Annotated in this window: 20 protein-coding genes, 1 tRNA gene and 1 pseudogene; 11 read left to right on the top strand and 11 right to left on the bottom strand. The window is 66.9% G+C overall.

The window, feature by feature from the left end; all coding sequences use genetic code 11:
- The first annotated feature begins 59 nt into the window (after nt 1-59).
- The 4 genes from ET475_RS02545 to ET475_RS02530 all read left to right on the top strand — a co-directional run bounded on the left by ET475_RS02545 (nt 60) and on the right by ET475_RS02530 (nt 5,652).
- Nucleotides 60-1,976, top strand: a complete 1,917-nt coding sequence (locus tag ET475_RS02545; protein WP_129385724.1) for a purple acid phosphatase family protein — start codon at nt 60-62, stop codon at nt 1,974-1,976.
- Between the two features lie 74 nt (nt 1,977-2,050).
- Nucleotides 2,051-3,118 (top strand): WxL protein peptidoglycan domain-containing protein, encoded by a 1,068-nt coding sequence (locus ET475_RS02540; RefSeq protein WP_129385722.1) that lies wholly within the window; start codon nt 2,051-2,053, stop codon nt 3,116-3,118.
- Nucleotides 3,119-3,160: 42 nt separating this feature from the next.
- Nucleotides 3,161-4,879: an AMP-binding protein gene (locus tag ET475_RS02535; protein WP_129385720.1), complete on the top strand. Its 1,719-nt coding sequence runs from the start codon at nt 3,161-3,163 to the stop codon at nt 4,877-4,879.
- The gene (locus ET475_RS02530) at nt 4,879-5,652 is read left to right on the top strand and encodes a thioesterase family protein (protein ID WP_129385718.1); all 774 of its coding nucleotides are present in this window, start codon (nt 4,879-4,881) and stop codon (nt 5,650-5,652) included. The genes ET475_RS02535 and ET475_RS02530 overlap by 1 nt, the downstream gene beginning before the upstream one ends.
- A gap of 33 nt (nt 5,653-5,685) precedes the next feature.
- On the opposite strand, the gene ET475_RS02525 is transcribed toward ET475_RS02530, so the two are convergent.
- A complete protein-coding gene (locus ET475_RS02525; RefSeq protein ID WP_129385716.1) occupies nt 5,686-6,540 on the bottom strand; it encodes a hypothetical protein in 855 nt (284 codons plus the stop codon).
- Between the two features lie 126 nt (nt 6,541-6,666).
- Here ET475_RS02525 and ET475_RS02520 point away from each other — a divergent pair, with 126 nt between their 5' ends.
- Together ET475_RS02520 and ET475_RS02515 are read left to right on the top strand one after the other, a co-directional pair.
- A complete protein-coding gene (locus ET475_RS02520) occupies nt 6,667-8,352 on the top strand; it encodes a CocE/NonD family hydrolase (RefSeq protein WP_165310701.1) in 1,686 nt (561 codons plus the stop codon).
- Complete coding sequence (locus ET475_RS02515; RefSeq protein WP_207205394.1) at nt 8,352-8,810, top strand: DUF3237 family protein; 459 nt, start codon at nt 8,352-8,354, stop codon at nt 8,808-8,810. Before ET475_RS02520 ends, ET475_RS02515 begins: the two co-directional genes overlap by 1 nt.
- Nucleotides 8,811-8,944: 134 nt before the next feature.
- On the opposite strand, the gene ET475_RS02510 is transcribed toward ET475_RS02515, so the two are convergent.
- The 6 genes from ET475_RS02510 to ET475_RS17750 all read right to left on the bottom strand — a co-directional run bounded on the left by ET475_RS02510 (nt 8,945) and on the right by ET475_RS17750 (nt 12,674).
- The gene (locus ET475_RS02510) at nt 8,945-9,712 is read right to left on the bottom strand and encodes a nucleotidyl transferase AbiEii/AbiGii toxin family protein (RefSeq protein WP_242497738.1); all 768 of its coding nucleotides are present in this window, start codon (nt 9,710-9,712) and stop codon (nt 8,945-8,947) included.
- On the bottom strand, nt 9,705-10,361 hold the full coding sequence (locus tag ET475_RS02505) for a hypothetical protein (RefSeq protein ID WP_129385710.1): 657 nt from the start codon (nt 10,359-10,361) through the stop codon (nt 9,705-9,707). The genes ET475_RS02510 and ET475_RS02505 overlap by 8 nt, the downstream gene beginning before the upstream one ends.
- A 229-nt stretch (nt 10,362-10,590) precedes the next feature.
- On the bottom strand, nt 10,591-11,466 hold the full coding sequence (locus ET475_RS02500; RefSeq protein ID WP_129385708.1) for an SDR family oxidoreductase: 876 nt from the start codon (nt 11,464-11,466) through the stop codon (nt 10,591-10,593).
- Between the two features lies 1 nt (nt 11,467).
- Nucleotides 11,468-11,908, bottom strand: coding sequence for a MarR family winged helix-turn-helix transcriptional regulator (locus ET475_RS02495; protein WP_129385706.1), 441 nt, complete (start codon nt 11,906-11,908; stop codon nt 11,468-11,470).
- A 1-nt stretch (nt 11,909) separates the two neighbouring features.
- A complete protein-coding gene (locus ET475_RS02490; protein WP_129385704.1) occupies nt 11,910-12,545 on the bottom strand; it encodes an NAD(P)-dependent oxidoreductase in 636 nt (211 codons plus the stop codon).
- A 56-nt stretch (nt 12,546-12,601) separates the two neighbouring features.
- Nucleotides 12,602-12,674: transfer RNA gene (locus ET475_RS17750), tRNA-Met, on the bottom strand.
- 240 nt (nt 12,675-12,914) lie between these two features.
- On the opposite strand from ET475_RS17750, the gene ET475_RS02485 reads away from it, so the two are divergent.
- A complete protein-coding gene (locus ET475_RS02485) occupies nt 12,915-16,031 on the top strand; it encodes a S8 family peptidase (protein WP_242497737.1) in 3,117 nt (1,038 codons plus the stop codon).
- A gap of 109 nt (nt 16,032-16,140) precedes the next feature.
- On the opposite strand, the gene ET475_RS02480 is transcribed toward ET475_RS02485, so the two are convergent.
- Nucleotides 16,141-16,569: a hypothetical protein gene (locus ET475_RS02480; RefSeq protein WP_129385702.1), complete on the bottom strand. Its 429-nt coding sequence runs from the start codon at nt 16,567-16,569 to the stop codon at nt 16,141-16,143.
- Between the two features lie 100 nt (nt 16,570-16,669).
- Between ET475_RS02480 and ET475_RS17940 the strand changes: the two genes are divergently transcribed.
- A complete protein-coding gene (locus ET475_RS17940; protein WP_207205393.1) occupies nt 16,670-17,833 on the top strand; it encodes a hypothetical protein in 1,164 nt (387 codons plus the stop codon).
- A 746-nt stretch (nt 17,834-18,579) separates the two neighbouring features.
- Nucleotides 18,580-19,197 carry a TetR/AcrR family transcriptional regulator gene (locus tag ET475_RS02470; protein ID WP_165310699.1) on the top strand — a complete coding sequence of 206 codons (618 nt, stop codon included), beginning with the start codon at nt 18,580-18,582 and terminating at the stop codon, nt 19,195-19,197.
- Nucleotides 19,198-19,869: 672 nt separating this feature from the next.
- Here ET475_RS02470 and ET475_RS02465 read toward each other — a convergent pair.
- Both ET475_RS02465 and ET475_RS02460 read right to left on the bottom strand, forming a co-directional pair.
- Entirely contained in the window at nt 19,870-21,666 is a 1,797-nt protein-coding gene (locus tag ET475_RS02465; protein WP_165310697.1) for an ABC transporter permease, read from the bottom strand.
- Entirely contained in the window at nt 21,663-22,583 is a 921-nt protein-coding gene (locus ET475_RS02460; RefSeq protein WP_129385696.1) for an ATP-binding cassette domain-containing protein, read from the bottom strand. Before ET475_RS02460 ends, ET475_RS02465 begins: the two co-directional genes overlap by 4 nt.
- Nucleotides 22,584-23,267: 684 nt before the next feature.
- Here ET475_RS02460 and ET475_RS18370 point away from each other — a divergent pair.
- Nucleotides 23,268-23,642, top strand: a pseudogene (locus ET475_RS18370) (transposase family protein); the annotation flags it as partial.
- Between the two features lie 181 nt (nt 23,643-23,823).
- Here the strand turns inward: ET475_RS18370 and ET475_RS17745 are convergent.
- Nucleotides 23,824-24,198 carry a hypothetical protein gene (locus ET475_RS17745; protein ID WP_165310695.1) on the bottom strand — a complete coding sequence of 125 codons (375 nt, stop codon included), beginning with the start codon at nt 24,196-24,198 and terminating at the stop codon, nt 23,824-23,826.
- A gap of 151 nt (nt 24,199-24,349) precedes the next feature.
- Between ET475_RS17745 and ET475_RS02445 the strand changes: the two genes are divergently transcribed.
- Nucleotides 24,350-26,770 carry an ATP-dependent helicase gene (locus ET475_RS02445; RefSeq protein WP_129385692.1) on the top strand — a complete coding sequence of 807 codons (2,421 nt, stop codon included), beginning with the start codon at nt 24,350-24,352 and terminating at the stop codon, nt 26,768-26,770.
- Nucleotides 26,771-26,829 lie beyond the last annotated feature (59 nt).

Raw genomic sequence — 26,829 nt, 5'->3', positions numbered from 1 at the left:
GAACAACGCCCGGCGATTGCGCCGCGGCATCCCGTCCCTCCGATAGAAACGGAAACTGCATGTTCTCGCTCTCTGCATCGACCCGGCCGCGTCTGCGCGCCGCCGGGTGGATCTCTGCCGCGGCGCTGAGCGCGTCGTTGGCGTTCAGCGGCGTCGTCGCTGTGCCGGCCATGGCTGCCGACACCGCCGCGAGCCTCACCGGCCTGATTCTGGGTGTCGGGGCCGACGAGTCGCAGCGCATCGTCACTTGGTACTCGTCAGAAGATGTCGACCAGGTGGTGCAGGTCGCCCCCACCAGCGCGCTCGTCGACGGCGACTTTCCGGCATCGGCGGCCAGCTTCACGGCGACCGGCACGGCGAACATCGCCTCCAGCGGCGGGTACAACCGCCACGCCACCATCACCAACCTCGCCGAGAACACGGCGTACTCCTACCGGGTCGGCTCTGCTGGTGACTGGTCGCCGGTGCACAGCTTCGCCACGCAGTCGTTCGAAGGCGACTTCGACTTCCTGTTCTTCGGCGACCCGCAGATCGGTGCGTCCGGCGATGTGGCGAAGGATGGCCAGGGATGGGCTGACACGCTGGATGTCGCACTGGGTGCGAACCCGAACGCTGAGCTGCTGGTCTCGGGAGGTGACCAGGTCGAATCGGCCAATACCGAGTCGCAGTGGGATGCCTTCCTGGCCTCGGACAAGCTGCGCCAGTATCCGTGGGTGGCGACGATCGGCAACCACGACGTTGGTGGCAAGGCCTATGAGCAGCACCTGTACACGCCGAACACCGATCGCAGTGCGGCGTACTACGCCAACGGTGACCCGGGCTCGAACACCTCGGGCGGCGACTACTGGTTCATCTACAAGGACGTGCTGTTCATCGACCTGAACAGCAACAGTTACACGACCTCGGGTGCCAGTGGTGGGGACGACGCGCACGTCGACTACGTCACCGACGTCGTCAAGACGCACGGCGCCGACGCGAAGTACACCGTGCTCGTCTACCATCACTCGATCTATTCGGCGGCCTCGCATGCCAAGGACGCCGACAACAAGGTGCGTCGCGTGGACTTTCCGGCCACGTTCTCGAAGCTGGGCGTCGACCTGGTGCTGCAGGGGCACGACCACGTCTACACACGTAGCTACGAGATCAAGAACGGCGTCAAGGCGAACACCGACGAGCAACCGGGGCAGGAGGACCTCTTCGTCGGACCGGGCGGGGTCATCTACCTGACGGCGAACTCGGCATCGGGGTCAAAGTACTACGACATCACCGCACCCGACGGCAGTGGAACCAGCGGTGCCGGAAACGGCGCCGACCCGCTCAAGCCGAGCGACTATTGGTACAACTCCGTACAGAGCCAGGAGAAGACACGCTCGTACGTCAAGGTGCAGGTCACGAAGGACCAGCTGGTCGTTCAAGACATCCGCAGTCAGGCTTTCGCATCAAATCCGGTCGGCTCGCTCGTCGACGAGGTGGCCATTCACCCGAACCACGGCGACGGGCAGCAGATCCAGGTCGACGTGCCGGATGCCGCACCCGGTGAATTCGGCTGGACGATTGACGGTCACAACGGTCTGGTTGACCTCGGCACGGCCACCGAACACGACAACCAGTACTTCGAGGCGACCGGTCAGATCAACCCGATCACCGTCTCGGACACGCGCAAATCGCTCGCGCCCTGGTCGGTCGCCGCAACGATCAGCGACTTCGAGGACAACGGCACATCGTTCTCGGGCAAATACCTCGGGTGGTCGCCGAAGATCGTCACGGCCGGTGCCGGTGCGGCACCGGGCACGGCGGTGGTCTCAGGGTACGACCGCGGTGACGGCCTCTCCGTCTCGCGCACTCTCGGTGCGGCGAAAAAGGGGCACGAACGCGGTACCGCCACGATCGGAGCCGATCTCCACCTGAAGCTGCCGAATCAGATCGACAAGGGCAGCTATCGCGCCACCCTGACGCTCACCGGCCTCGCGGGCTGACCGTCGTCTCCTGACCGCCGCGGGGAGGAGAGTTCCCTCCCTGCGGCGGTCCCACCACTCTTATTGAGGAAGCCATGCCGATCCGCATCCGTTCACTTTTCTCTGTCCTGGGCGTTGCCGTCGTATCGACGTCGCTTCTGACCGTGGCGTCGCTTCTCGCTCCGCCGGCCGCGCAGGCAGCCGACGACGACGTGACGTGGTCTGTGCGCACGGCGTCGAACCAGCTCGGCGCGGAGCGCACCGACTTCACCTACACACTGAACCCGGGCGGCACCATCGACGACGGACTCGTCGTCGCCAACCGAGGCAGCACGCCCCTTGATCTCAGCGTGTACGTGGCCGACGGCTTCACCACCGATGGCGGACAGTTCGACGTGCTCGCCGCCGGTGAGCAGTCGGTGGGCCTCGGTGACTGGGTGCAGGCCAACGTCGACCACATCACGGTGAAGGCGGGCACGACGGTCACCGTGGGATTCACCCTGACCGTTCCGAAGAACGCCACGCCGGGTGACTATGCGGGCGGAATCGTCACATCGCTGACCCAGCCTGACGACGCATTTGGAGTGAACGTCGACCGGCGGCTCGGCATCCGCATGAACCTGCGCGTGGGCGGCGACCTGGCTCCGGCGCTTGCTGTGGAAGATGTGCAGGTCGCGTGGGACGGCGGCCTGAACCCCTTCATCGGGGGAGATGCCGACGTCAGCTACACCCTGCACAACACCGGGAACACCGTGCTGTCGGCGAAGGACGCGGCATCGGTCGCTGGGCCGTTCGGCTGGATTGCGAAATCAGCCGGCGAGATCGACGTTCTGCCGGCGCTGCTGCCCGGAGAGACCTGGACGCAGCACGTGCGTGTCACCGGGGTCGCCCCGCTGGTCCTTCTCACCGGTACGGCGACGGTCACCCCGATCGTCACGGATGCTTCGGGCACGACGAGCGCGCTCTCACCCGTCACCGGCAGTGCGACCGGATGGGCCGTGCCGTGGGTGCTGCTGGTCGTCCTCGTGCTGGTGGTGGCGGCGATCGTGCTCGCGCCACGGATGGTGCGGTGGCGGCGGCGCACACGACGGGCGCGCGAAGACGCCCGCGTGCAGGCGGCCGTGGCGCAGGCCTTGGCTCACGCGGACACCGCCGCGGAGTAGGCTCCGTTGCGTTCATGTCCCCGACGCAACGGAGCACGAGAGATGACGTACACCGGCCGCGAAGCCACAGAAGCCACCACCGCTGTTCGCGCGGCACGCGATTTTCTGTTCGCGCACGCCACCGACTATCGGGGCGCCGTCGAGGGTTTCGAACCGCCGCGGCCCGCGGAGTTCAACTTCGCGTTGGAGTGGTTCGACGTGATCGCGGGCGAGCGGCCCGACCAGGCCGCGGTGACCATCGTCGAAGCCGATCTCAGCGCGCAGTCGTGGACCTATGGCGAGCTGGCCCGGCGCTCTGACCAGGTCGCGAACTGGCTGGTCTCGCTGGGCGTCGGCCGGGGTGCGCACGTGATCGTCATGCTGAACAACACGATCGAGCTGTGGGAGGTGATGCTCGGCATCGCCAAGGTGGGCGCGGTGTCGATCCCGACCTCGACGCTGCTGTCGGCATCCGACCTCGCCTACCGGGTCGAGAAGGGCGAGGTCGACGCCATAGTTTCGCTCACAGCGCTCGCCGACCGCCTGGCCGACATCGACCAGAACATCCTGCGCGTCGGGGTCGGCGAGAACACCCCCACCGGCTGGCGTGCGTTCGACGCGTCGGCCCACGCCGACGAGTCGTTCGAACCGGATGCCGCGACCCCGGCCGACGACACGAGCCTGCTGTATTTCACCTCGGGCACCACCAATCGGCCCAAGCTCGTCGAGCACACGCAGATCTCTTACCCGATCGGCCATCTGTCCACGATGTGGTGGCTCGGTCTGCGCCCGGGCGATGTGCACCTGAACATTTCGTCGCCCGGCTGGGCCAAGCACGCGTGGAGCAGCTTCTACGCGCCGTTCCTGGCCGAGGCCACGGTGTTCGTGTTCACCTACGACCGGTTCGACGCGGGCGTACTCATGCGCGTCATGGACACGCACCGCGTCAGCACTTTCTGCGCACCGCCGACGGTCTGGCGGATGCTGATCCAGGCCGACCTCACCCAGCTCGCGCATCCGCCGCGCGAGCTGGTGGGGGCGGGCGAGCCGCTCAACCCCGAAGTGATAAGCCGCGTGCGCACCGCCTGGGGGTCGACGATCCGCGATGGCTACGGCCAGACCGAGATGACCTGCTGCGTCGGAAACTCGCCGGGGCAGTCGGTGAAGGACGGCTCGATGGGGCGGCCGACGCCGGGCTATCCGGTCGTGCTGGTCGATCCGGCCACCGGCGAACTCAGTGAGACCGAGGGCGAGGTCTGCCTGGATCTCGCGCAGAATCCGCTCGGGCTGATGAAGGGGTACTACGAGGATGCCGCGGCCACGGCATTCTCGCGATCCGGGGGATACCACCACACCGGTGACATCGCGTCGCGCGATGACGACGGCTACCTCACCTATGTCGGCCGCGCCGACGACGTGTTCAAGGCCTCGGACTACAAGATCTCGCCCTTCGAGCTCGAATCGGTACTGCTCGAGCACGAGTACGTCATCGAGGCCGCCGTGGTGCCCAGCCCCGACCCGGTGCGCCTGGCGGTGCCTAAGGCGTATGTGTGCGTGACCGAGGCAGCGCTTGCCGCGCCCGACGACGCGGCCCGGTCGATCTTCGCGCACGCGCACGAGCGACTGTCGGCCCACCTGTGGGTGCGGATCATCGAGTTCGTGCCCGAGCTGCCCAAGACGATCTCGGGCAAGATCCGCCGTGTCGAGCTGCGCGCCCGCGAGGCCGAACGCATCGCGGCAGGGGATGAGGCCGGTCAGCATCGCGATCGCGACTATCGCTGATGGCGGCGTACTTCGAACGACTCGACGAGACGAGCTTTCGGGCCACGGTGCACGTGCAGGGCGCGTGGAACGACGAGGAGCAGCATGTCGCCCCGGCGCTCGGACTCATGGTGCACGCCCTTGAGCGTGCCCATGCGAGGCGCACGGACACCCCGCTGCAGCTGTCCCGCGTGGCCTTCGACATTCTGGGCGTGATGCCCATCGATGTCGTCGAGCTGACGACGCGCGTGGTGCGCCCCGGTCGCACCATCGAACTCGTCGAGGCCGTGCTCAGCCATGGCGGTCGCCCCGCCGTCATCGGCCGCGCCTGGTTCTTGAGCACCGCCGACACCGCCGCGCTGGCCGGCTCCCGCCTTCCGCCGCCGCCCGGGCGTGACGACCTCGAGCGGTGGGATACCTCCGAGGTGTGGCCCGGACGCTTCGTGAACACCGTCGAGACGCTGCGCCACCAGGTCGAGCCGGGGCGTGCCTGGGCATGGATGCGACCGCTCGTGCCGCTGCTCGAGGGTGAAACGGTCAGCCCGACTGCGCGGCTGATCGGCGTGGTCGACATCGTCAACGGGCTCACCGTGCGCGCTTCTCCTGACGCGGTCCACTTTCCCAACGTCGATCTGACCGCGCATCTGCTGCGCGAGCCGGTCGGCGAGTGGTTCGCCGCCGACACGACCGTCAGTTTCGGCCCGAGTGGGCTGGGGCTCACGCACACGATCCTGCACGACGACGCCGGCCCGCTCGGCACGGTCAGTCAGTCGCTCACCGTGCGCCCGCGCTGAGCGCAACGGTGCGGCGCGCGGCTTCGCGGGCGACTACTTCGCGTCGGAGAAGACGCCCACGCGGTCGCCGTCGAGCACGAACTGCAGGGCGGTGCCTTCGCCGACGGCGTCGAGAAGCTCCGCGGGCATTGTGGTGTCGGCGGTCAGCTGCACGGTGGCGGGAAAAGCACCGGCCGCGCAGCCCGAGAAGAACGGACCCGAGATCGAGTCGTCGGTCGCACTTGCGGTGGGATAAGCGACGAGGCACGGCGACCCCGCCGATCCCAGCCCGAAAAGGTTGGTGTCGGCCTGGACGAGAGAGAGGCCGTGGAACGTGAACCCGACGCTGTCGTCGCCGGCCGCCGATTGCAGCGCATCGATCCACGGGAAGTCCGGATCGGGCGAGAGCGTGGCGATCTGTTGCGCGTCCACATGCCGCATGACGGGCGCGACCCAGAACGCAGCGAAGGCGACGCCCGCCGCGACGGCGCCGACGGCCACGAGCGAGGCGAGCCAGAGCCATGCGAAGCCGCGCGAGAGAAACCAGCGTCGCGGGGCTGGTCCGGCGGCCGGTGCTGTTCGGCGCTGTCGTGCTGACGGGCCCGAGGATGCCGCCGCCGCGCCGCCGGCGACCGTCACGGTGGGTTCGGCGAGGCGCGCGGGCGTGGTCGTGCCGCGCGCGGGTGTGGGAGTGCTGAGACCGGGCGGCAGCGGCGGTGGGGGACCGGGACGGCCGGATGCCGCGCCGCCGAGCGGCGTGGCGGAGACGACCGCCGGCGGGGCCGAGCGCGCTGCCGCTTCCAGCTGGTTCAGCCGGCGCTGCGCGGCAGGATCGGTGCGGATGTCGGCCGACGGTCCGTACGCGCGGGCGCGTAGCATCCGCAGTTCTTCGAGGTCGACATCGTCCATCACGAGCATGTTCCCACACCGCCCGGCCGATGCGGCAATCGGTGCCCTTTTCGGAGCCGTTCGATACCCCGCGCTGTTATCGTCATGCCACGGCGGCGCAACGCCGAATACCCGCAAGGAGGCGGAATGACCACGCTGCGACAGCGCATCACCCGAACTCTCGACGCCCGCTCGCGCCGAGGTGTGACGCTCGGCCCGTACGACGTCGCCGTCGACCGCGACCTGCGCACACGCATGGACGACGGCGTCGACCTGCTCAGCGATCTGTATCGCCCGGTCGGGGCCGACGGATCACTGCCGACCATCGTGGTGCGCGGTCCCTACGGGCGGCGCGGGCTGCTGGGCGGTGCCGCCCGAGCCCTGGCCTACGAGGGATTGACCGTGCTGTTCCAGAGCAGCCGCGGCACGTGGGGGTCACAGGGGGTGTTCACCCCGCAGATCGATGAGCAGCGCGACGGGATCGCGACGATGCGGTGGGTGCGACAGCAGCCGTGGTTCACCGGGCACCTGGCCACGTTCGGGGAAAGCTATATGGGCTACACGCAGTGGGCCGTGCTGGGCAGGATGCTGCGCGAAGACCCAGAGAACGCTCCCGAGGCCGCGGTGCTGCAGATCACCATGCCCGACTTCGGCGCCATCAGCTGGGACAACGGCGCCCTGTCGCTGCGCAACGCCCTGGGCTGGAGCCGGATGATGGACCGTATGGCCAAGGGCGGCTTGGCGATTCTGGGCATGATGCTGCCCGACCCGAAGCTCGAGAAGGCGTTCGACGTGCTGCCGCTGAGCGCGGGCGATTCGGCAGTGACGGGGCATCCCATCCACTGGTATCAGGACTGGGTGCGGCACGAGAGGCTCACCGACGAGTATTGGACGGCGCAGTCGCACACCGCCTCGGTGCCCGATGTGCGCATCCCGATCCTGATGGTCACCGGGTGGTACGACATCTTTCTGCCGTGGCAGCTGCGCAACTATGCCGCCCTGGTCGAGGCCGGCAACCCGCCGCGGCTGACGGTGGGGCCGTGGGGACACACCTCGCCGGGCAAGGCTGCCCCGGCGCACAACGACACCGTGGCGTTCTTGAAAGAGACCTTCACCGGTGCGCCCTCAGAGCGCGTCGCGCCGGTGCGCGCCTTTCAGACCGGGGCCGAGCAGTGGCACGATCTGGCGGTCTGGCCGCCGACAGGGGCGGCCGCTCAGGAGTGGCAGCTGCACTCTCCCGGTGGATTGTCGACGGATGCCGCAGCGCCGGGCATCACGCCGTACACCTACGATCCCGACCATCCGACACCCGCGGTGGGCGGGCCGAGCCTGCTGCCGAAGACCGCGCCGCTCGACAACGCCGCGCACGAGAAGCGCACCGACGTCGCCGTGTTCCGTTCCGAGGTGCTGACAGCGCCGCTGGATGTCGCCGGTGAGCCGGTCGCGCAGATCCGCATCCGCTCCTCGGCGCCGAGCTTCGACGTGTTCGTGCGTCTCACCGATGTGCACCCCGATGGCCGCTCGATGACCGTGTGCGACGGCATCCGCCGTGTCGGCTCGATCGGCACCGTCGAGAGCGATCCCGAGCCCGATGCCGACGGGTTCCGGCTCGTCGATGTGTCTCTGTGGCCGACGTTCCACCGGTTCGCTCCCGGTCACCGGGTGGGTGTGCAGGTCAGCTCGGGAGTACACCCGCGCTACGCGCGAAATCCCGGCACCGGCGAGGCCGCCTTCGAGGCGGCATCCACTCTCGTCGCCCATCAGCAGATCGCGCACGGGCCCGACGCGTCGCGCATCGTGTTGCCGGTGTGGGATCGGAAACCGGAGGAATAATGATGAACCCACCCGTGCCCACCCTCGAGCCCGCATTCGAGGTGGTCGCCGACCTCGGCCCGCTCGAAGACCATGGGATGACGCGTGCCGGCCATCGGCGGATCATCCCGGTGACGGGCGGCACCATCACCGGGATGTTCGAGGGCGAGATCCTGCAAGGCGGTGCTGACTGGCAGGTCGTGCGCGCCGACGGCTCGATCGAGATCGACGGGCGCTACAGCGCCCGCGGCGCCGATGGGTCATTCCTGTTCCTGCACGCGGTCGGCGTGCGCAGTGGTGACCCCGAGGTGCTCGAGGCGCTGCTGCGGGGGGATGACGTCGACCCGGGCGACTACTACTTTCGCGCGGTTGTGACGCTGGAGTCGGCGGCGCATCCCGAGTTCGAGAGGTCGCTGTATCTCGCCTCCTACATTCGCGAGGCGAATCGCGTGCGCTACGTCGCGTATCGCGTGACGTGATCAGGCGGACCGCGGCACGCTGTCTTGCGTGCCGCGGTTAGGGAGCGATCGCCAGGTCAGCCTCTGCGAGCTGGTCGCGAGTGAGGTGGTCGACGGGATCGCCGACGATGTACTGGATGTCGATCGAACGGATCTCACAGCGCTGCAACGGCGTCGCGAACGACGCGTGCTGCTTCTTCCGGGCTTACCGTGATGATTCCCTGATGCCCCAGGTCGTTCACCCATGCCGCGCCTGTGGGCACCTCGGCGAACGAAACCTTCGCAACGCTCGTGTACTGCCCGTGGCGGGCGTAGAGCCGCGCCGCTTCAACGTCGATGCGGCCGGACTCGGCAAGCGCCCAGAGGTCGTATAGGTCGCGTGATGCGTGCCTGTCGGTCCACGCGGCCAGCTTTGCCGCGACGAACGCCGCCGGGGTTAGCACGCGCATTCTCGCCGGCGGCGCATCGCTGTAGCGCTGCTCGATGTCGGTGACTTCCGTAGGCCACGCGGGATAGCCCTCTGCTGAGAGCAGCTGGACCCGAACGCGCGCGCGTCTCACCGCGAGCACCGAGGGGTTGGGGTGCCGACTATCGCCCAAGGGCGGAGTGAACGTCGGCTGACCGAAGCTGCGCAGGAACTGCCGCTCGATCGCCTTCTGGATCGAGGCGCCGATCTTGCCCCGGTCTCCGAGGGCAATGAGGTCGATGTCCTCGGACAGCCTGAGATCGGGAAGGAGCGTTCGAGAGAGGGCCGTGCCTCCGAAGAACACGACGCTGTCGGTGCTGAGCGTCGCGATCGCAGCCAGCGCGTGCGAAATTACGTGGTCTCGGACGACCTGCCCCGCTGGAACGCCGAACCGCGCGATGACGGCGTCGCGCTCGTCGTCGTCCAGGATGCCCGGCACAAGCGCGCGCTCACCCAACGGACAGACGATCCCGCTCGAGTTCGCGCAGCGTTCGCCGGACCGCGTCGTTGGCTCGCCCCCATAGGCCGACGACGTATTCGAATTCCTTGGCGTCGACCTGGCCCCGAAGTGATCGCGCGGCGGCGATCGCCTCGTCAGGCATGCGGCCCTGCTTTGGCTTCATCAGCAGGTCGTACATGGTCTGCGCTGGGGTGGTCACCAGGCCCTCGCCGAGCTCGGTCTCTTCGAGGGTCGCGTTCAGCTTTGTCAACTCCCGTGGGACGAGGTGCAGCGTGCCGCCCCGATCGAGCTCGACCGGCGCCCGCCCTGCTTCCGGCACCGCGACCGTGGTGACACCGATCGCGCGTGGAATCGCCGCCCAGTATCGTGCTGCGCCGATGCCCATGAGCACCGCGTTGCGGTTCCCGAACCGTGCTGTCGCGACGGCGAGACCGGCCGCCTCGAGCGTCGGATTCCATGTCCGGCCGTCCTGCCCGCCGGGGGGCACCGTGTAAACGCCCTGGCCCAGCCGGGTGACCGCACCCTGCTCGGCGAGTGCGTTGAGTGTGCGCCAGATGTTGCTTCCCAACTCGCGCAGCTCGGCGTAGCGTGCGGTGCGCATCGGAGCCCGCTCGATCGCGCGGATCAGGTCAACATCAGTGCGCATTCGCGTTCCCTCGACAACTTATTGAGTTTAAGTATACTCCCAACGTATATTGAAACTAAGTAAATGACGATGACGGTGTCATGCCTTGTAAACGCTGGGATCGTGGCTCTTCGGGGTGCGTCTCATATTGTGGTGTCGATTCCTGCCAGCGTCGCCCCGCGAGCGCGAGCGCGAGCTCATCCGGCGGGCGATGCCGTCGATCGCGCGTGTCGGCGTTCGAGTTCGTGGCTCACCGGCCGCTGGACGTCGGCTGGTTCCATACGTGGCGGTAGTCCTCGACGAACTGCCGGAAGGTCGTTGCCGGGTCGCCGGTCAGCCGCCGGATCGAGCGATTGGGAAACGCGGAGACGTTCAACCGGACGACGCGGTAGATCATCTTCTGCACGTCGATGTAGTCCCGCGGCCATCCTTCGGCCACGAGCTTGTCGAGGTACTCTCGTTCACTCGGCCGCGCGTACACGATCTCGCGGCCCAGAACATCGCTCATGATCGCGGCCACATTGCGGTAGCTGAGCGACTGCTCGCCCGACAGCGTGTACGCCTTACCGATGTGTCCGGGTTCGGTGAAGACGGTCGCCGCAACACGGCCGATGTCGCGCGCATCGATGAACGCGGTGCGGGAGCGACCGGCTGGCACGACGATGTGGCCGGTGCGACGGATTTCGTCGCCGTATGTCGCTGAGAGGTTCTGCATGAAGAAGTTCGGCCGCAGGAACGTGAATGGTGCGTGTCGCTCGCGCAGGTACTGTTCGACAGCGTGGTGAGGCGTGCGCCGGTTCGCCTGCACTCCCTGCAGCGACAGGAACACGATCTGACGGATTCCGCGGTCAAGCGCCGCGTCGATCACCGGGAACAGGTGCGTCTGCACGTCCTCAATTGCCGGCGGCCGCATCAGGAACAGTCGATCTGCGCCTTCGAGCGAGGCGCCGATCGCCTCGGGGTCGGCGCCGAACGCGAAGGCGCGTGGTCCGACGCCCGGGGGTAGCGACGGTGCGGCGTCGCTGTCGCGCACCGCAGCGATGACTTCGGTGCCGCGCGCGGCGAGGTGCGTGACCACCGCCGCACCAACGGTTCCGGTGGCACCGGTGACGAACACTGCGCCCATCTCAGAATCCTGCCTTCCTCATCAATCGGGTGAGGGTGGTGAGCTCGTCGTCGTCGAGGCCGTTGAACCGTGGTGCGATCACGCGAATGAAGGACTGTTCGAACATGGCGAGGCGTGCGGTCGCGTCGGGTGTGAGCGTCAGCACCCGCGACCTTGCGTCACTGGGGTGAGGAGTCTGCTCGACGAGGCGTTCGCGGCGCAGTCCGTCGACCAGCTGTGTCACGGCGCCCGGCGTGACCGCCAGTGCAGAAGCGAGCGCCCCCGGCGTCGTGGGGGTCGGGTCGTGGGCGATGAGGAACAGTGCTTCGCGCTGCGTCGACGTCAGGGCAGTCCCTTCGAAGGGGGCCGAGCCGACCTCGGCCCGTGCGCCGGCGAGCACGCGGGTCCATCGCACGAGCTGCTCGACAACAGCAGCGACACGGTCGTAGCGTCGTGCGCCCATCTCAGTCGCTCACGAAAGGAAGTTGGCGCACGAACGAGAGGTCGTCGACCTGCGTGAGGATGAAGTCGGCAAGATCGTCGCGGCTGATCTGCGTGCCTGTCCCGACGCCGACCCAACCGACCCGGTACACGCCGTCTCCCGGGGACTCGGTGAGCCGAGGCCCGCGCACCACGGTCCAGTCGAGGGTCGTCTCCTCCAGCACGGCGAGGTGTCTCTCCGCATCCGCGAGCACGTGACCCGACAGCGTCTTCAGCAAGAAGCGGATGACCTTGTCCGCCGCCTTCGGCTGATCGAAGCCCTCGGCTCGCAGCCCGCCGCCGGACAGCGTCACGATCCGGCGCACGCCATGCCTCTTCATCGCCTCGACGATCAGTCGGGTGCCGTCTGCCTGCAGCGTCGCGGGGGAGCCTTTGACGTGCCCGAAGACCGCGAGAACGGCGTCAGCTCCGGCGACAGTATGGTCGACGGATGCCTGATCCAGGACATCACCGCGGATCACTGTGAGCTGGTCCGAGGTGACTGACAGCTTCGCGGGGTCGCGAACGAGGACGCGCACACGGTGGCCGGCGGCGAGCGCGCGCTGCAGCACGCGTTTGCCCGTCTTGCCCGTGGCGCCGAACAAGGCGATCGTGATCATGTGGGTAGTTTAGTCACTAAACGATTCGAAAGGCCGAAGTTGCTGCGACGACCTCGACGCGACGGCGGGAGTCGAACCCGCTGCACGACCGGTTATGAGCCGGTGTCCGGGACCGCCCGGGTCGCCGCGATGAGCCCAGGCTACGCACGAGCGCAGGCGGTGCGAGCGAACGTGACTTCCCGTGAACCGCGGTGACCTTGCATGACGTGCGACGGCCACGATGCGGCATCCCATCGTGAGACGGCTCTCATTTGCGGTGTCGCCCATTGACGCCGGTTCAGGTTGCTCTTAGCGTTCCCTCTGGTGTCTCTCAGTTCCGCACAACGGAGTGGGAAGACCGGCACCGCTCCTCGAAGAGAAGGCAGATCTGTGTACAAACGGATACTGGCCACGGTCGGCGCGCTGGCGCTGACGATCCCGGCTACCGCCGCGATGGCCTCGACTGATCCCGATTCCGATCCGGCAGCGCGATTCACCTCGACGTCGCCCACGCACACCACCGACTACACGCCGGTGGGCGCCGACCCCTCGCGTCGTGTCAGCGTCATCGTGCAGATGACCGGCGACCCGGTCGCCGTCGTGCAGGCAGACAAGGGCCGCGACCTGACCACGAACGAGCGCTCATCGATCAAGAGCAAGCTCAAGAAGGCCCAGGATGCCGTGACCGGCACCATCCGGTCGAAGGGCGGCAAGGTCGAAGCGCAGATGCAGTCGGCGTACAACGGCATCCAGGTGAACATCCCGGCAGGGCATGTCGATGACCTCGAAGCGCTGCCCGGCGTCGAGGCCGTGCACCCTGCCCCGACCTACACGATCGACAATGCGGTGTCGGTGCCGTTCCTCGGTGTTCCCGATGTGTGGCAGAACACCGGATACACCGGCAAGCACGTCAAGGTGGCCATCATCGACACCGGCATCGACTACACGCATGCCGACTTCGGCGGCCCGGGCACGGCTGCGGCGTATGCAGCGGCGCACGCTGCCGAGACGCAGCCCGCCGACCCGGCGCTGTTCGGGCCCCGCGCCCCGCGGGTCAAGGGTGGCACCGACCTCGTCGGCGACGCGTACAACGCCAATGACCCGGCATCGGTGCCCCAGCCCGACTCCAACCCGCTCGACTGTCAGGGACACGGCAGTCACGTCGCCGGCACCGCCGCCGGTTCGGGTGTGCTCGCCGACGGCTCGACCTACACCGGTCCCTACAACTCGTCGACGGCATCGAAGAAGTGGACCGTCGGTCCGGGCGTTGCTCCGCAGGCCGATCTTTACGCGATCCGGGTCTTCGGATGCGCGGGATCGACGAGCGTCGTGGTGCCGGCCATCGACTGGGCGGTCGACCACGGCATGGACGTCATCAACATGTCGTTGGGTTCACCGTTCGGGCGCGCCGACGACCCCGATGCCGTCGCCGCGAGCAACGCCGTCGGTGCGGGCGTCGTCGTGGTCACCTCGGCCGGCAACGAAGGCCAGAACCCGTACATGAGTGGCTCACCGGGCGTGGGCGACGGCGTTGTGTCGGTCGCTGCGGTCGACAGCACTGAGACTCTTCCCGGTGCGAAGATCGCCGTCGGTGGCACGACGCTGCAGGCGGTCAACATGCTCAACGCCGACCTCTCGGGGCTGGATTCGCAGAACGTGGTCGTGCTGCAGGATGACCCGGCCACCACCGAGAACGAGGCACTGGGCTGCACGAAGGACGACTACGTCAAGGCCGGCATCACAGCCGGCGCGCACCAGGTCGCCGTCTCGCAGCGCGGCGACTGTGCGCTCGTACTCAAGGCACTCGGAGCCCAGCAGGCAGGGGCATCCAGCACCATCGTCGTGAGCAACGTGGCCGATCTGCCGCCGTATCTCGGTCCGGTGGCGGCTGACCCCGCCAACGGCATTCCCGAAGACGTCACCATCCCGTTCCTCGGTGTCGGAAGCGCCGACGGCCCGGCACTGGCGGCGGCGGACGGACAGACCCTGTCGATCACCCCCGACACGCTGCCGAACCCGACGTTCCGGCAGTACGCCGACTTCACCTCGAGCGGACCTCGCTCGGGCGACAGTGCGGTGGCGCCCGATGTGGCGGCACCGGGCGTGAGTATCGTCTCGGTCGCTGTCGGTTCGGGCAACGGCGCGGCGGCGATGTCGGGGACCTCGATGGCCTCGCCACACGTGACCGGCGTCGCGGCGCTCGCCGTGCAGTCGCACCCGAAGTGGTCGGCTGTCGATGTCGCCTCGCTGCTGAGCAGCACGGCCGACCCGTCGAAGGTCGACGGGCAGGAGAACACCGTCGGCGGCGTCGGACTGGTGGATGCCGCAGCCGTCGTGAAAGCACAGGTGACGGCATCCGGCGACACCTTCCGCACCACCAGCGGGCGTGCGTCGCAGCCGACGCTGAGCTTCGGGTTCGATGACTCGTCGCGCAGCTTCCAGCAGACGCGCACCCTCACGCTGACCAACCACGGCAAGAAGACCGTCACCTACACCGCGAAGACGTCGGCCACGGCCGCCTCGGCGAAGGCGCAGGTGTCGGTGTGGCCGTCGAAGGTCACGGTGCGTGCGGGCCACTCGGCGAAGGTGCGCGTGACGCTGTCGGCACGCGCGAGTGACATCGGTTCGTCGCTGGCCGATGAGTTCTCGTTCTACGAGATCTCGGGCGATGTGGTGTTCTCGAGCTCGTCGTCGACGGTGCGCGTGCCATACCTGCTGGTGCCGCGCGCCGACGCCAACGTGCAGCTGACGAGCAGCCACGTGTTCGGCAAGAACATCGCGAAGAAGGGCGGCACATCGACCATCACCTTGCTGAACCGGCTGGGTGCGCTCGACGCCTCGGCCGACTTCTACACCTGGGGCCTGTCTGACAAGGCCGACCTGGGCAAGAGGGTCGCCGACCCGGGAGTTGATCTGCGGGCCGCCGGCGTGCAGTCGTTCGACACCGGTGACGGCGACACGCTGATGGTGTTCGCCGTCAGCACGTACAAGCGGTGGTCGAACGCGGCCAGCGACGAGTTCGATGTGCTCATCGACACCGACCGAGACGGCACGGCCGACAAGATCGTGTTCGCCGTCGACAACGGCCTGGTCACGCTCGGTGAGGCCGACGGGCGCTCGGCGGTGTTCGTGAACGACATCAAGACGGGTGCTACGACCGGCCCGTACTTCCTGGCACAGGCGCCCACCGACAGCAGCACGATCCTGCTGCCGATGTACGCGAGCGTGCTCGGTGTCGACGGGGCGTTCAGCTACACGGTGCAGTCGGGCTCGGTGGTCGACTCGGCGATCGGCGATGAGTTCTCGGGTGCCGCGGTCTACGACCCGTCGGCTCCGGCGATCTCGAACGGCCAATACGGCGTGATCGCCAAGAACGGCAAGCGCTCGTCGTTCGAGGTGACCCTCGACCGCGCCGCCTACGCGAAGCAGAAGCCGCTGGGCACGATGATCGTCGTGCCCGACAACCAGGCCGGCGCCGATGAGGCGCTGCTGGTTCCGGTCAAGTAAGCACAGCACGTGAAGGGGCGGTCCGCAGACAGCGGGCCGCCCCTTCACGGGTTTTGCCTGCGGCATCCCGTGCCGAGAACGTCCGCGCCCGGGGCGTCAGCCCGGGGCGTCACCCAGCGGGCGTGCCCGTCCCTGTGCACAGCACCGGGGTGTCGGTCGTGCCGAAACGATAGTCGTACTGGGCGCCACCGGCTTCGACCACCACGCGCATTCCGTTCACGAGCGCCTGCGTGTACATCGCGCCCGGCTGCGGGCACCCCAGTGCGCCATTGCGCCACGTCACAGCTTCGGCTGAGACAAGCGTCGGTGCGGCGGCGACCCCGCGATCGGTCAGATCCTGCACGATGGCCGCCCATCGGGCATCCGGAACCGACGTCGGGGTCCCCGGCGGCGTCGTCGGCGAGGGCGACAGTGTCGTGAACGGCGGACGTTGCGGGGTGGATGCCTCGTCAGAGGGTGCAGTCACGGAACCTCCCGAGCATCCGGTCAGAGCCAGCAGGGCGAGTGCGGCGGCAAGTGCTGCGGCGCGTGCGCTCATGAGCGGCTCCTTCGTCTGTTCTCAGGATATGCCGGGTGGCCCGCGGGCGCCGCGCAGGCGGTGGTCAGGAACGCCGTCGGCGCGTCGCTAAAATCAATCCATGACGACGGTCGAACGACGGGGCATCCTTGCGCTCGTCGTCGCCATCGCTCTTCTGTCGTTCGGCCTCGGTGTCTGCGCGCTCGCGTCGGTGGGCTCGTCCTCTCGTCCTGTGGCGGCCGGCGCCGACGGAATGGCCATGCGCCACATCGTCGCAGACGACCGCGACACCATCGCGTGGCTCGGTTCCACGCGCACCACCATCGCCGGCACGGGTCTGAACCCGGCCGGCGATTCTCATCTGGCCACCGTGATCGCTTCGGTGCATGCGCTCGCCGATCTCGTGGCGCCCGAGGCGAACGCGTCGGCCGAGGTGCAGCCGGGTGCCCCGCTGGCGTCACGCGACCTTGAAATGGCGTGGCTGGCGCGCGTGCTGCTCGTGTTGGCGGTCGCCTGGGTCGTGATCGGCATGCTGGCGGCGCGTACGCGATTGGTGCGGCGCCCCGGTGCTGCCGCGGCACGTGCGGCGTGGCTGGCCAGCACCCGGCCGTGGCGCGCGCGAGAGTCGACGCTGGGCATGCTGGCACTCGACCGCTGGCTGCTGCTGATCGTTCCCGTCGCTCTTCTGGTGGCCACCCGTGCCGTGCAGACCTCTTTCTTCGGCTGGGTGCACCTGAGCGTCGTGATCGGTGCGTGGGGGGTGTTCGCCTTGGTGGTGCGGTTGGTCGTCTGGAAGCACTCGCCGTGGCCGGTGATCGCCGCCGTGGGTGGCGTGGTCGTGCTGCGCTGTATCGTCACGCTGATCGGACTGTCGCTGTCGGGACCGGGCGGTTCGTCGCCGGGCCTGTGGGAGAGCGTGCCATGGCGCATCGTGTTCGTCACGGTGGCCATTGCGTTGTTCGTCTGGGTTTTCGTGGCCGCGGGCTGGGCTCTGGCTGCGCAAATCGGCGCGCGGCGCGCGACCGGAGGCGTGCTGGCCGCCGTCGGGGCGGGCCTGGCCGTTCCCGCATTCGTGATCGCACTGGTGGGCACAGGCCGCATGCTGATCGCATGGACGGGACAGCTCGAGTCGCTTCCCTGGGGCCTTGGTCGTATGGCCGACGCCACGGCTCCGCTGCAGATTCCGGATGCCGCAGCCTGGTGGGCTGCCGGCCTCGGTCTGGTGATCGCCCTGGTCGGCGCGGCCCTCGCGCTGCCGGCGCGCGGCCGCGTGACGTCGACCTGAGGTGAGAAGGCCCGCCCCACGCGATCATGCCGGTCCCGTGCGATCAGGCGGCCGCGGCATCCGTGAGCACCGCATCCAGTCCCGCAGTCCAGGGAGCGAGATGGGTGACGAGGGCGTTGTGCCCGTCACTCTCGAACAAGCGCGCATCGTGACCCAGCCGATCCACCGCTGTCCGCGGGTTGCGGTGCTGCCTCCGTCAGGTGACCGGGCTGCGGTGCCGCTGCGCTGCCGCCGTCGCGACGATGTCTGCCCCGAAGGAAGAAATCGGTGAACGCCCCGAGATTTCGGGCAGCCACACGGCTCCGACGGCGGGCGCCCACTCAGGAGAGTCACGCGGGCTTGCCCCGACGGCATGCGCGGCGAAGATGCCCATGCCTCGATCGAGCAAAACGTCGAACGCCTCGACATCCCCGCCGCAATCAGTGCTTGTCCACCACAGGGTCGCCACCGTCCACGACGTGCGAGCTCAGGGTCGAGGGGACCGCGTCGCCGCGATCGCCTTCCGCACCGCTCTCAGCCCTTCAAGGGTCTGGTCGACGTCGTCCTCGTCGACGAAATCGCGCATAGCGGCGAGTATGCCGTCCTGACGCTCACACCGGCGCTTCCCGATAGTCCAGCAGGTCAGCGAGGAGAACCCGACGGTGGGTACGGACCTTCATTGCCATCAAGAAATGTGCGCGACTTGGTATGCTTTGACGATTCCGTGATGAAGTATGTGGTCTTTTCGACCGCTCCATGGGGGTGCGATGGTAGATCGTAAGATGCCGACGTTGGCGCAGAAGCGGTCTGTGGAGACCAGGGACGCATTAATTGAGGGCGCGGCCACGGTGTTCGCCCGGCTGTCGTATGGGGAAGCTCGTCTTCGCGATATCGCCGGGGACTCTGGGATCAGCGAGGGATCGATCTATTTTCACTTCGGGACGAAGGCGGAGATTGCGGGGGCAGTCATCGCCGCTCAGCAGGAGCGAATGACTGCAGTGCTTGCCGGCGTGCGGGGGAGTGCGAAGGCTCCGCGCGCTGGTCTAGAACAACTGCTGCTGTTGCTGACCCGGCTCGCGAAGTTGATCTCCAAGGACCCGGTGGTACAGGGCGGGATTCGCTTGGCGGGTGAGCCGAGCCCGGAGCTCTCGAACAATGTGAGCGAGCCGTACTTCGAATGGGTACGGATCGTGTCCTCCCTGGTCCGCCAAGGCATCGCGGACGGATCGATCCGCGCGGATGTGGACGTCGAGCGGGTGTCTGAGACGATCAACTACCTGTTCGTCGGGGCGCAGGTTCTATCGGGTCTTGCGGATTCGTGGAAGTCATTCCCGGTCCGCCTGAAGAGGGTCATCCCGACTGTTGAGGCGCTCCTTCAGCACTAGCTGCTTTCGGACAACGTGCGACGTCTCTCCCCAGGCAGGGGAGAGGCAGTGTTCTTAGTGGGTCCCGGGAGTGCAATCGGAGATGTTCTAGGGCGCGAATGATCCAGTCGACAGTGACTGCAGAAGGCCTCGTCCGTCCTGACGAGGTCCACAAGGTTCATCAGCAGAACGTCTGGATAACAGGATTCGCTGAACACGGACCATCCGTCGGATCACGTCACCGCGATGCACGTCATCTCTGCCATGGAGGAGACCGTGACACATCGTAAGCCCAGTTCGCGCCTGTCAGCATTGGAGTTGGTTTTCGAACCATACACAGAGAGTGAGCCCCGCCGGATGCTCGCCGTCAGGATCGCGAAGGACGGCAGTCTCCGAGGCAGCGTGGAACAGCTCGTGCTCACCCGTACCGTGTTTTCGGGGCGACTGGCCCCGGCAGCAGTCGCAGGCGGATCGTCGATGACGCGGGAGATCGTGGTCGTGAACGGTGCTTCTGGCGGCATCGCCCGAGTGATCGCCACAACATTAGGAGCCGGCCGCGAACATCGGAGCCTTCGCTTCATCATCAGATACCGCACCGGCTCAGGTCGCTTTCTTCCAATATCCGGGCCGTGTGGAGCTTGCCGGTTGGTTTCATGATCCGCGCTAGCACCAGCTGCCGGCACAGGCGGCGCCTCAGTGGGTCGTAATGGCGCGCCTGGTGTCTGTGATGAACCAGGTGACGGCCGCAATGAGTGCCCACAGGGCAGCGACCACGATGCCGAATTCGGCGGAGACGTGCATTATGCCGGAATCGTCGAAGTCGATGAACGGCATCTCGAGGCTCGGGTAGTAAAATTTGGCGCCTTCCAGGGGCAGGAAGCGGGCGAGGTTGCCGATGGGTGCGAGGGGGCTGTTGATGGACTTGGCGAGTCCGCCGGTGGCGTTCAGTAGTGCGGGACCGATGACCAGCAGCACGGCGACGGTGAGGATCGTGGATACGGTGCGTCGGGCGAGACCTGCGATTCCTGCGCTCATGACCGCGATTAGCAGCAGGAACACAAGGGCCTTGACGATGGTGAGGGCCCCCGCGGAGAGCATATGCGCGGTGGGCGGGTAGCCGCGGCCCGCGTAGATGACAGCGTAGAGTACGGCAGCGAGGATCATGCCAGGAAGAGCGATGCTCATGCCCAAGAGCACGGTGTTAATGAGTTTGGCCAGGACGACCTGCCACCGCCGGGGCGCCGAGATATAAGTGGTGGCGGCGGTCCCGGTGTGGAACTCGCCGGCGATCAGGATCGCTGCGATAGCACCGAGCAGCAGCGCGACGCCGGCGACACCATCGGTGATCGCGTAGGAGAACTCGTTGGCTAGCGCCTGAGCCGGAGTGGACCCCCGGTACGTGAGTTCACCTGAGGCAGCGCGGATCGCACCGTTGCCGATCAGAATAAGAACGGCGATGACGACAATCCACCGAATCGATGGCAAGCTCCACCCCTTGCGCCATTCAGAGGCGAGCAGCCGCGCCACGGTGACGCGATATGGTGCGGGCTGGTACGTCGATGTAGCCGGCGTGGTCGATGCCGCCACGAACGCCGTCTGCATCGGTGAGCGGGGTCGCGGGGAGCGGCTGGACGTGGGGGTGACGCCACGTCGCACAAATGAGAAGATGGCGATGGGCACGATCGCAGCGCACCACGCGGCGAGTACGAGTAGCGCGCCCCAGTACGGCAGGTCCGTCGTGCCGACGGTGACCGTCCCGTCTTCGAGGCGGGTGCTGAACAGGGCGGTCATGGCCGTGCCGGGTAAGAGCCGGGAAGCCCAGAGGCCGGCACCGGTTCCGGCCAGCGGCGCCATCATGATGGGCACTACGTAGAGGACGGCGATCGGCACCAGGACCGCGACCAGGCGCTGACGAGTCAGTGCCCCCAGCGCGAGTGTGAGCAGGACGAGCACAGCAGCCCCCAGTGCCAGCCCACCCGTGCCGGTCAGCCAGGCGGTCATGATCTGACTGGGCACCGGGCGTCCCAGCAGTTTTGCACAGCCGAGCAGCGCACCGCCCGAGACCAAACCGGTTCCTGCGCCCACTGCCAGCACAGCTCCGCACGCCGTCAAGGCATGCGCGGCGAACAGCATGCCGCGTTTGGGGACGACGGTCAGAGATGCGCGGATGGTGCCGCGCGCGAACTGACCGGCGATCGTATCGGAGCCGACCACGATCGCTAGCAACTGCGCGCCGATCGCAGCGAACGACATCGCGAGGTTCAGTACATCGAACATGCCGGCGGGGCCGGGGCTCTGGGTACTGCCGTCCGGATCGCGGGCAGGGAATCCGATGAGACTGGTGACGATACCGATGAGGGCGGCAAGGAAAAGGACCGTGATGACCCCCCAGATCGCCGTCGCGCCGCCGAGGAAGCCGCGCAGCGACGCATGGGCGACGTGCGGCAGTGTCAGTCGGTACGAGCGTCGGCCCGGTGTCGTCACCGTCATGATCCTGAGGCGGCGGAACTCTCGCCGGCCCGGTACTCGACGTGGTCGTCGGTCAACTCCCGGTAACTGTCCTCCAGGGAGCGGGATGTTTCCTCCAGCCCTTCCAACACGGTGCCTGTTTTCAGGGCGAGCACTCCGATCTCCTTTGCCGAAAGGCCTGTGACCGTGCACGTACGCTCGTCGATAATCGTCACCGCGGCACCGCGCTCGCTCAGCGCCCCGACGAATTCGACGGCCTGCTCGGTGATCACCTCAAACGTCGACGTCCCCCTGCGGAAGTGTCCCAGCGGTGCATCCTGGAGCACCCTGCCACGGCCAAGCACGATCACTCGGTCGGCGACCAACTCCACCTCGGACATCAGATGCGATGAGAGGAACACTGCCACACCAGAATCGGCAAGATCGCGGCATAGGCCGCGGAACCAGCGCACACCGTCGACGTCCAGGCCGTTGATCGGCTCGTCCAGAATCAATGCACGAGGCGAGCCCAGCAGCGCGGTCGCGATACCTAGCCGCTGAGTCATGCCCAGCGAGAACTTCCCGACCCGCTCAGCAGCAACCGCTTCCAGCCCCGCCTGCGAGAGCACCTCGCGCACACGCGACGTAGGGATCCCATGCGTGGTCGCCACCGTGACCAAGTGATTGAATGCGGTCCGTCGCGGGTGCGCGAACTTCGCATCCAGCAGCGCACCTACCTGACACAGTGGATCCGTATAATCCTGAAGCGCGCGCCCATCGATCAAGGCCATGCCGCTGGTGGGCCGATCTAGTCCGAGGATCAAACGCATCGTTGTCGTCTTACCCGCGCCATTGGGCCCGAGAAAACCGGTGACCTTCCCCGACTCGACCCGGAAAGACACATCGTCCAATGCCAGCCGATCACCGAAGTACTTCGTCAGATGGTCAACCTCGATCATCAATCCCCCTCAGGACACCGCTGCTTCGCGGCACGTCCAGCCTGCCAGGGAGAGGAGACGAGGGGGACAAACTTAGGCCGACGCCCAAAGGACGTCGTAGCTAGCGGGCCACGGGCAGCTCGGCCAGACGCCCGAGATCACCCGACTCTGGCCTGCACCGACGTCGTACGTGTGCCGAATCGTCCAGGGACTCCATCCCGGGATGGCGTGGCAAGAAACCGTAATGACGACGTTACCGCTGCACGATGCGGTTACGTCTCCGTTGCTCTGGTCATAGCCGACTGAAATATAGGAGCAGGCCAGCAGCGCGTTTGGAGTGGCTGGTTCCACAGCGTTTGCCGAAGTCCCGAAAAGACGCGGGGAGCCGAGGGGCGCAGCGACTCCGGCCACTCTCCCGAGGATGCTGCGCATCCGTGGTGGTGTTGATGTCGTCCTTGGTTTCGCCGATGGGGTCTGTGCACGCATCGCCGTCTCCGTTCAGAAGTGGCTTTGTCTTGAGGGGTCGACCTCTTGTCCCGCTCGCAGGCAAAGCCGCGTACTCCTCATACTCTCCTCCAAGTTTTCGGATGTCAATAGTAATTTAGGTGACTTGCTATTAAAGACGAGTCGAACGGCTGTCGACGGCGGCTGAGATCTAGAGTGTGCCTGACAAACGTTGTGGATGCTGGCTGAGAGCCTGATTCCGTGCCGCGGTCTCAGGTGCTTTCGGATGCTCAATGGTCTTTGACCGAGGGATGCTGCCCCGTCCGATGGGGCGGGGTGAGAAGTTCTGCGATGCGCGGACGATGGTCGAGGCGATCGTCTACCGGTCGGTATCGGTGGACTCGACGATTGTGTCCGCGCGCATCAGCACGCGACGAACACGCGACCCCCCGGATGTCCCTGCCGTTGATGGCGCAACTGAAGGTGGGGCGAAGCGTTGTTCGATCAACGACCCGCCCAGGCGCGGTTCGTGGCGATGAGGCGTACTCGTCTCGCGCGATCCGCGGTCACTTTCGCTCCTGCGGAATCAACGCTGTCATCGCGGAATCGGACGACCGGAAGGCACACCGCAAACGGCGCGGTCACGCAGTGGCCGGCCGGTTGCGCTTGACCCCGACGACTACAGGAACCGCAGCGTGATCGAGCGACCCTACTGCCAAATAGAGCAGTGGCACGGTCTCGCCACCCGCTTCGACAAGCATGCCATCATCTGTCGCGCTGCAGAGGTGCTCAACGCCGTCACCGTGGAGCCGCGAACTCACGAAGCAGCAGACTCCTGAGACGCCATCCCGCGGTGATTGTCTAGCGCCTGAAGAACCGGGCCGATGGCATTGCGCAGATCGCTCGCTGCTCCGCTCACGCCCGTGTACTCGCCGACATCGGCTAGGCACGTGATCAGGACCTGATTTGCAGCCGCCTGATCGACGCCATCAGGCAACTCGAACGCCAGCACGTCGAGGGTTCGCTCGTCGTACTGAGGCACCGTTGCTCTTACCCACCCGAGTTGAGGATCCTCACTCGTGACATGCAAGTACGCGCGCAACTCCGGGTCGAAGCCAGTGGCACCCACGTATGCGATCTCTCGGGTCTCGACGTCGAGCCAGACGTACAGCCAGGAGCCACCGGGCCTCATTCGCCAACCCCATTGGCCGCGCCCATCTGTCGTCAGACACGCGCTAGGAGACCACTGAATAACCTGGTGGGCCAAGGCGTGCCTGTGGTGGTTATGGCGGCAGGCCGTTAGAAGTCGCAGTGTCGGCGGCCGCGCCTAGACTCGAAGAGACATGACCGATGCCTCCACGCCCCTCGTCGTCGGCGACGTTTCCCGCGCCGCCGGCTCCCGTCCTGACGACGACCTGCTGCAGGGTCTGAACCCGCAACAGCGCGAGGCCGTCGTGTACCGGGGCAATGCCCTGCTCATCGTCGCCGGCGCGGGTTCGGGCAAGACGCGCGTGCTCACGCACCGCATAGCGTCACTGCTGCGCAACAAAGAGGCGTGGCCGAGCCAGATCCTCGCCATCACGTTCACCAACAAGGCGGCGGGCGAGATGCGCGAGCGCGTCGAGCAGCTGGTCGGCCAGCACGCGCAGGGCATGTGGATCTCGACGTTCCACTCGGCGTGCGTGCGCATTCTGCGCCGCGAGGCCGAACAGTTCGGATTCACGAAGTCGTTCACGATCTACGACTCGGGCGATTCGCGCGCCCTGGTCAAGCGGCTGGTGAAGGAATACGAGGCCGATGCCTTCGGCCTGACGCCCGCGGCGGTGCAGAGTCGCATCTCGAAGTCGAAGAACGAGCTCGTCGACGCCGAGGCATACGCGCGCGACGCGAACATGTCCGACCCGGCCGAGCGGAAGTTCGTGGAGGTGTTCGGCGCCTACCAGCGGGCGCTGCAGAAGGCCAACGCGTTCGACTTCGACGACCTCATCGGGCAGACCGTCTACCTGTTCCGTGCCTTTCCGCGCGTGGCCGACGTGTATCGCCGACGCTTCCGGCACATCCTCGTCGATGAGTATCAAGACACCAACCACGCCCAGTACGCCCTCATCCACGAGCTGACCCGGCCTGTGGTGGGCAAGGCCGCCGAGCCATATTCCGCTGGCGGCATGATGATCTTCGAGCCGGAGCACGCGCCCGAACTCGAGCCGGCCTCGCTGACCGTCGTCGGTGACTCCGACCAGTCGATCTACGCGTTCCGCGGCGCCGACATCCGCAACATCACCGAGTTCGAGCGCGACTACCCGGGCGCCAAGGTCGTGCTCCTCGAGCAGAACTATCGTTCAACGCAGAACATTCTCTCGGCCGCGAACGCCGTGATCAGCCACAACTTCGACCGCAAAGACAAGCGGTTGTGGACCGACGTCGGCGAGGGCGAGAAAATCGTCGGCTACACCGGCTACTCGCAGCATGACGAAGCACAGTTCGTCGCCGACGAGATCGACGTGCTCCGCCGCGGTGGCATGGCCTACGGGCAGATGGCGGTGTTCTACCGCACGAACTCGCAGTCCCGAGCCTTGGAAGAGATCTTCATCCGCGCGGCCATCCCGTACAAGATCATGGGCGGCACGCGATTCTACGAGCGCGCCGAGATCAAAGACGCCCTCGCATATCTCACGGCCGTCGCCAACCCGGCCGACGAGATGGCAGTGCGCCGCATCATCAATCGGCCCAAGCGTGGCATCGGCGACGTGACGGTCGAGACCATCGCGCGGTACGCGGCTGACGAAGGCATCACCTTCCGCGACGCCCTCGCAAACGCGTCGGCGCTCGGTGTCGGACCGAAGCTGCAGACATCGATCACCCGCCTCGATGCCGTTTTGGCCGAGGCATCCGCCGTCATGCTGCCCTCTTCGGGTGAGATCGCCCCGCCCACGGCGGTGGCTGAGGGGCTAAGCGTGCTGCTCGACAAGAGCGGCTACCGCGACGCGCTGCGGGCCAGCCGTGATCCGCAAGACGAGGCGCGGCTCGAGAACCTCGACGAACTCGTCGCTGTCGCACGCGAGTTCGCCCGCAACAACCCCGACGGCACACTGCTGGACTTCCTCACCGAAGTCGCGCTGGTCTCCGACGCCGACGACCTCGAAGACGCGTCGGGCACGGTGTCGCTGATGACCCTGCACACCGCAAAGGGGCTCGAATTCGAGACGGTGTTCCTGACCGGCGTCGAAGAAGACCTGCTGCCGCACCGTATCTCGGCCGGTGAGCCGGGCGGCCCGAGTGAGGAACGCCGACTGTTCTATGTGGGCGTCACCCGCGCGCGGCAGCGCCTGTACCTGACGCTGGCCATGACCCGTGCGCAGTTCGGCGAGGTGTCGGTGGCCATGCCGAGCCGCTTTCTGCAAGAAGTGCCCGCTGAGCTCATCGACTGGCGGCAATCGCCGGGCGATGTGAATTCGCGCGGCGGCACGCAATCCCGAGCATTGAACGCTCGCCGACCGTGGGGCCAGCGACGCACCGACGATCCTCCCGCGCTGAGGCCGAAGTCGACCGCGATGGAGAAGTTCCCCAACCGCATTCCGGCGAAGGTGCGCGACAACGGCGACATGGAGCTCGCCTCGGGCGACCGCATTCGGCATGAGGACTTCGGAGACGGCATCGTGGACGCCGTCACCGGTGAGGGCCCGAAACGCGTGGCGCACGTGCGTTTCGACAAGGCCGGCGCCAAGAAGCTGCTCATCAAGATCGCGCCGATCGAGAAGCTGTAGGCGGCGGCGATGGAGGGGCTCGGACGCGACCCTCATCCTGGCCCGGGTTAGGCTGGCGT

Source organism: Microbacterium protaetiae (genome assembly GCF_004135285.1).
In the GTDB taxonomy this organism is placed as follows: Bacteria; Actinomycetota; Actinomycetes; order Actinomycetales; family Microbacteriaceae; genus Microbacterium; species Microbacterium protaetiae.
This window is presented reverse-complemented; position numbering and strand designations above follow the sequence as displayed.